The organism is Desulfosarcina sp., from assembly GCF_041551955.1.
Taxonomy (GTDB): domain Bacteria; phylum Desulfobacterota; class Desulfobacteria; order Desulfobacterales; family Desulfosarcinaceae; genus Desulfosarcina.
This window is the reverse complement of record NZ_JBFELV010000363.1, coordinates 1-5264: the sequence shown is the minus strand read 5'-3', so window position 1 is coordinate 5264 and position 5264 is coordinate 1. Positions and strand designations below refer to the sequence as shown.

The window sequence follows — 5264 nt, the reverse complement described above, 5'->3', positions numbered from 1 at the left end:
GAACATCGAACAGGCCGACCTGGTGGCCCCGATCGACGGGTGGGTGATTTCAAAAGACCGCAAACAGGAAATCGGGGCGCCGGTTGGTGCCGGCGAGATCCTTTTCGAAGTCGCCAGCATCGATTCTCTCAGAGCCGAACTATTCGTCCCGGAAACGTCGATCGCCGGCGTGGCCGATGGACAAGCCGGGACGATGGCGTCGGTGGGGCACCCCGATCAGAAGGTCCGGTTCGTCATCGAACGCATCCACCCGATTGCCGAGGTGGTCGATCACCAGAATGTGTTCAGGGTTCGCGCCCGCATTATCGATCAGCTCGAATGGATGCGGCCCGGCATGGAAGGCGAGGCCAGGATATCTGCGGGTAAAAAAACCTACCTGTGGATGGCGACCCATCGTCTGGTCAATTGGCTGCGCATGAAACTGTGGATATGAGCGAGGATTCAGGTGAGCGTTGACCGTCCGACATTCAGCGAGTCATGGTACCGAGTCTCGGAGCTGACCACGCGACTGCACGGCGCGGTGAACGTTCAGCGTCAACACTTTCGCGGCGTGCGATGGTTTGTTTTGCAGGACCCGGCCGGTGTGCGATTCTTTCGCCTGAGTGAGGCGGCTTACCATTTTTCCGCCATGCTCGACGGCCGACGCACGGTGAACCAGGTATGGCAGACCTGCATGGACCGCTTTGGCGATGCCGCACCGACCCAAGGTGAAGTGATCCAGCTGCTCTGCCAGCTGCATGGTTCCAACCTGCTGCAGGGCAATCTGGCCCCGGATGCGGAAGCGCTCTTCAATCGACACCGCAAACGGGTCTGGCGGGATGTGCGCAGCGCCTTTGGGAATCTTTTTTTCATTCGTATTCCCCTGTGGGACCCGGACCGCTTCCTGGGCAGGTGGGTGGGTGCGGTTGGCCACGTGTTCTCTAAAACCGGCCTGGGGGTGTGGGTGGCCATCCTGCTGGTCGGTCTGTGGTCGATTGCCGGCCACGTGGGCACCCTGGCGGCCGACGCGCAAGATGTTCTCAACCCCGAGAATCTGCCACTTTTGTATCTGGCCATCCTGATCGTCAAGCTGTTTCACGAGATGGGCCACGCGTTCTCATGCAAACACTTCGGACGCAGCACCGGGGCTGGCGGTGAGGTCCACCAGATGGGCCTGACCCTGCTTTTCTTCACGCCGCTGCCGTTCGTGGATGCGTCGAGCGCCTGGGCCCTTCGTGACAAATGGCACCGCATCATCGTCGGCGCTAGCGGGATGCTTGCCGAATTGGCCATTGCCGCCCTGGCCGCCATTCTCTGGACGCGAACGGCCGATGGCGCCGCCGTGCACGCCATCGCGTACAACATCATGCTGATTGCCAGCGTGTCGTCCCTGGCCTTCAACGGGAATCCTTTTCTGCGTTATGATGCCTACTACATTCTGTTGGATCTGCTGGAGATTCCCAATCTCGAATCCCGGTCGAAATTATACGTCAGCTACCTGGTGAAACGCTATGTCTGGGGCCTGAACCAGGCGGTGGACCCCAGCCATACGTCTGGGGAGAGGCGTTGGTTGGTGTTTTACGCCATCGCGTCGACGGTTGTCCGGATGTTTATCATGGGCGCCATCGCCCTGATGCTGATGGACCGGTATGTATTGATCGGCACCCTGCTGGCAGCCGCCTTGATGGTTCGCTGGGGGCTTTTGCCTGTGGTTCACCTGTTCCGTTTTCTGACCACCAGTCCCGAGCTGGCGCGCCACCGGGCACGCGCAGGGGGCACCTGTGTGGCGGCTGCCAGTTTACTCTTTGTTGCCGTCGGGTGGGTCCAGATGCCGGATCGATGCCGGGTCGAGGGGGTTGTCGAGCCGGTCGATTATGCGGTCGTTCACATGAAAACGACCGGATTCGTCGGCACGGTCCTCGAGTCCGGAGCCAGGACCGGGCCGGAGGGGCCGGCCCTGGTTGCCGCAACCAGTCCGGAACTGGAAGCCAAGCGGGACCAACTGATGGCCGAGAATCAGAGGCTCCAACTCAGTCGACAGGCTGCCCAGACCCAGGACGCCGCCGGCGCCCAGATCATGGATGAAAAGATCGCGGCCCTCGACGAGCAGATCGTGCGTACCCGACGGAATCTGGATAACCTGGCGCTGCGTTCCCCCATACCGGGCGTCTGGGTCGCCCCCGATGCCGATCGGTTGGTTGCCATGCGGCTGGACCAAGGGCAGCGCATCGGGGTTGTCGTCGATCTCGATCGCCTCCATATCCGGGCCGTTGCCAGTCAACAGGTGGCGTCACGCCTCATCGAGGCTGCCCGCACCCGTGTGGACATCAGGGTCAAAAACCGCCCGGACCTCGAGCTCACCGGTCGCATCAAAAAAATTATTCCTGCCGGACAGGAGCAGCTGCCTTCGGCAGCACTGGGCTTTGCCGCCGGGGGTGCGACACGCATCGACCAGGAGGATACCACCGGCAGACAAGCGGCGGAACCCTTTTTTGAGATACTGGTTGAACCAAATGCCTCCGCATCGGTCGTTCTGCGTCCCGGGCAGACCATGGCCCTGCGATTCGAGACGTCACCCAAACCGCTGCTGGTACAAGGATGGCGAACGCTGCTGCAGCTATTCCAAACAAGGAGCCAGGCCTGATATGGACAGCGTCCTCAGTACGCAATGGCGCATGCTTTCACAGCCGCCGACGGTCAAACCGATTCCCCGCGGGCTGGACCGGATGTGGCTGCAGGCGGCAAGGCTGGCCGGGCGAGTATCGCGCAGTTCGAGCCATTTTATGCAACAGGCCGATCTAGTCATTGCCAAGGAGAAGGTCTATCGGGGCGTCTCCGATCGCAACCTGGGTAATTATGCGGCAGCCTTGCGCCATCGATTCCTGCTCGGGCGCGACACCGATGCGGATTGCCGGCATGCCTTCACCATCCTGCGCGAGGTGGCCGCGCGGACCGTCGGCCTGCGACCGTATCGAGAACAGATTGCCGCAGCGCTGGCGTTGAATGCCGGCTGTGTGGCCGAGATGGCCACCGGCGAGGGAAAAACCCTGGTGGCCACGATGCCTGCCGTTCTTGCCGGCTGGCGGGGGCGCGGATGTCACGTCATCACCGCCAACGATTATCTGGCCAGGCGGGACGCCGAGGCGATGAAGGCCATCTATGGTTTTTGCGGCCTGACGGTGGGTTGCATCGACCCGGAGATGGGTCCGTTGGATCGTAAACAAGCCTACAACGCCCATGTCACCTACTGCACCAACAAGGAGGTCGCTGCCGACTTCCTGCGCGACCGGCTGGTCAACGCCAGTGCCAAAGGACTGCCCGCGTTGATCCTGTCCAAGATGGTCGCCGGAGGAGCGGATCGAATCGGTCGGCTGGTCCAGCGCGGATTGGCGCACGCGATTGTGGACGAAGCGGATTCGGTCTTTATCGATGACGCATCGACCCCGCTGCTGATTTCCGGGGATGGGCCCAACCAGGCGCACAGCCAGGCGTATGAACAGGCCGCCCGATTGGCTGCCGGACTGGACCCGTCGGTCGACTATCGCGTTGCCCGCGATCAACCCACCGTCAGCCTGACTGCCTCGGGTAAGCAGCACCTGTCCGAGGTGGCCGAACCCCTGGGGGGGCTGTGGCGGGGTGCCAGAAGGCGTGAAGAGTTGGTTGTGCAGGCGCTTGTGGCCAACGCGGTGTACGTTCGCGACAAGCACTACGTCCTCGAGGACGACAAGGTGGTGATTGTCGACGAATTCACGGGAAGACTCATGCCGGACCGGACCTGGCGCGACGGTCTCCACCAGGCCGTCGAAGCCAAGGAGGGGGTCCCGATCAATCTGCCCAAAGATACCTTTGCCAGAATCAGTTTTCAGCGGTTTTTTCGTCTGTATCGCCACCTGTCGGGCATGTCGGGTACGGTATCCGAAGCGCAGGCGGAGTTGTGGGGGATCTATCGGTTGCCGATGATTCCCATCCCCACCCATCGTCCATGCCGGCGAGCGGTGATGCCCGACCGGGTATTCACCACAGCGGCCGAAAAGTGGCAGGCCGTGATCGCGGAGATTGGCGATGTTCATCGAACCGGGCGGCCGATTCTAATCGGAACCGGCAGCATCCGGGAGAGCGAACACCTGAGCCGCCGCCTGATCGCCGCAGGTATGGACCACCGCCTGCTCAATGCAGTGCAGCATGCGTCCGAGGCCCAGATCATCGCCGATGCCGGTCAACAGGGGCGAATCACGGTTTCAACCAACATGGCGGGGCGAGGAACGGACATCCAATTGGGACCGGGGATCGCCGAGCGGGGCGGCTTACATGTCATCGCCACCGAACGGTTCTCGGCCCGGCGAATCGACCGGCAGCTGTCGGGGCGCTGTGCCAGACAAGGCGATCCGGGAAGCAGCCAGGCCTTTGTCAGTCTGGAAGACGACTTGATTCAAAAAAACAGGCCCATCATCGCCGCTGCCTTGCGGCGCGTCCATGGTCGATCGGATTGCGAGATTTCATCGACCTTCTGGCGGCATTTGATTGGCGTCATACAAAGACAGGCGGAACGGGCATCCTATCACAGGCGCAGGGATGTTCTGTCCGCTGACCATTGGCTGGATCAACACCTCGGATTTGCGGCCAGTGACCTATAAACGAAGGGAATTGAACACATGGCGGCCACACGAATTTCGTTAACATTTTGTTTACTATCTATTTTCTCACTCATGACCATTCTGCCGGCCACGGTCAGCGGGCGCGAACCGGTATCCGGACTCGAATCCACCAAGGAAGCCGCTGACGGTCCACACCGTCAGCCGCTGACGAGTTGGTTTTCGATTCAGGTCAGTGCGCTACCCGAATTGACCAAGGCTGAAAATGAGGTGTCGAGGCTGCGTGAAAAGGGTTATGATCCCTATTACCGTTTCGAGGATACCGGCAGCAAGGGGATGTGGTACCGTGTTTATGTGGGCCAATACCCAACCCAAAAGGAGGCCCAGCAAACGGCCGAGCGGATGATGGCGCAGGGCGTCGTAAAGGCCTACCTGCTGCGGAAAATGTTGGCCGAAAAGGACATTTTCTACTCGATCCCCCCGCAGGACCCCGGTTTTTTATCGACTGACCGTGAGGGTGACCAGAAAGGGGCGTCCGCATCGCTCCCGACATTTGAGCAGGCACCGGTCGGCGCGATGCAGACGGGAACGAACGCCGCCATCCCCGGCAGGCCGGTCCAGGCAGCTTTCGGGAGCGGATCTGACAGGGTCGAAGGCCCGGGTTCTGAATCGACGGCCGTCAGGCTGACGTTG

4 protein-coding genes are annotated in these 5264 nt (G+C 61.2%); all 4 read left to right on the top strand.

The genetic code is table 11. From position 1 onward, the window contains the following. On the top strand, nt 1-433 hold a 433-nt coding region (locus ABYV26_RS20150), incomplete at its 5' end, for an HlyD family efflux transporter periplasmic adaptor subunit (protein WP_372683157.1). Nucleotides 434-445: 12 nt separating this feature from the next. After that, the gene (locus ABYV26_RS20145; RefSeq protein ID WP_372683156.1) at nt 446-2623 is read left to right on the top strand and encodes a hypothetical protein; all 2178 of its coding nucleotides are present in this window, start codon (nt 446-448) and stop codon (nt 2621-2623) included. 1 nt (nt 2624) lies between these two features. Beyond that, nucleotides 2625-4613 carry a prepilin peptidase gene (locus ABYV26_RS20140; protein WP_372683155.1) on the top strand — a complete coding sequence of 663 codons (1989 nt, stop codon included), beginning with the start codon at nt 2625-2627 and terminating at the stop codon, nt 4611-4613. An 18-nt stretch (nt 4614-4631) separates the two neighbouring features. Beyond that, on the top strand, nt 4632-5264 hold a 633-nt coding region (locus tag ABYV26_RS20135), incomplete at its 3' end, for an SPOR domain-containing protein (RefSeq protein WP_372683154.1).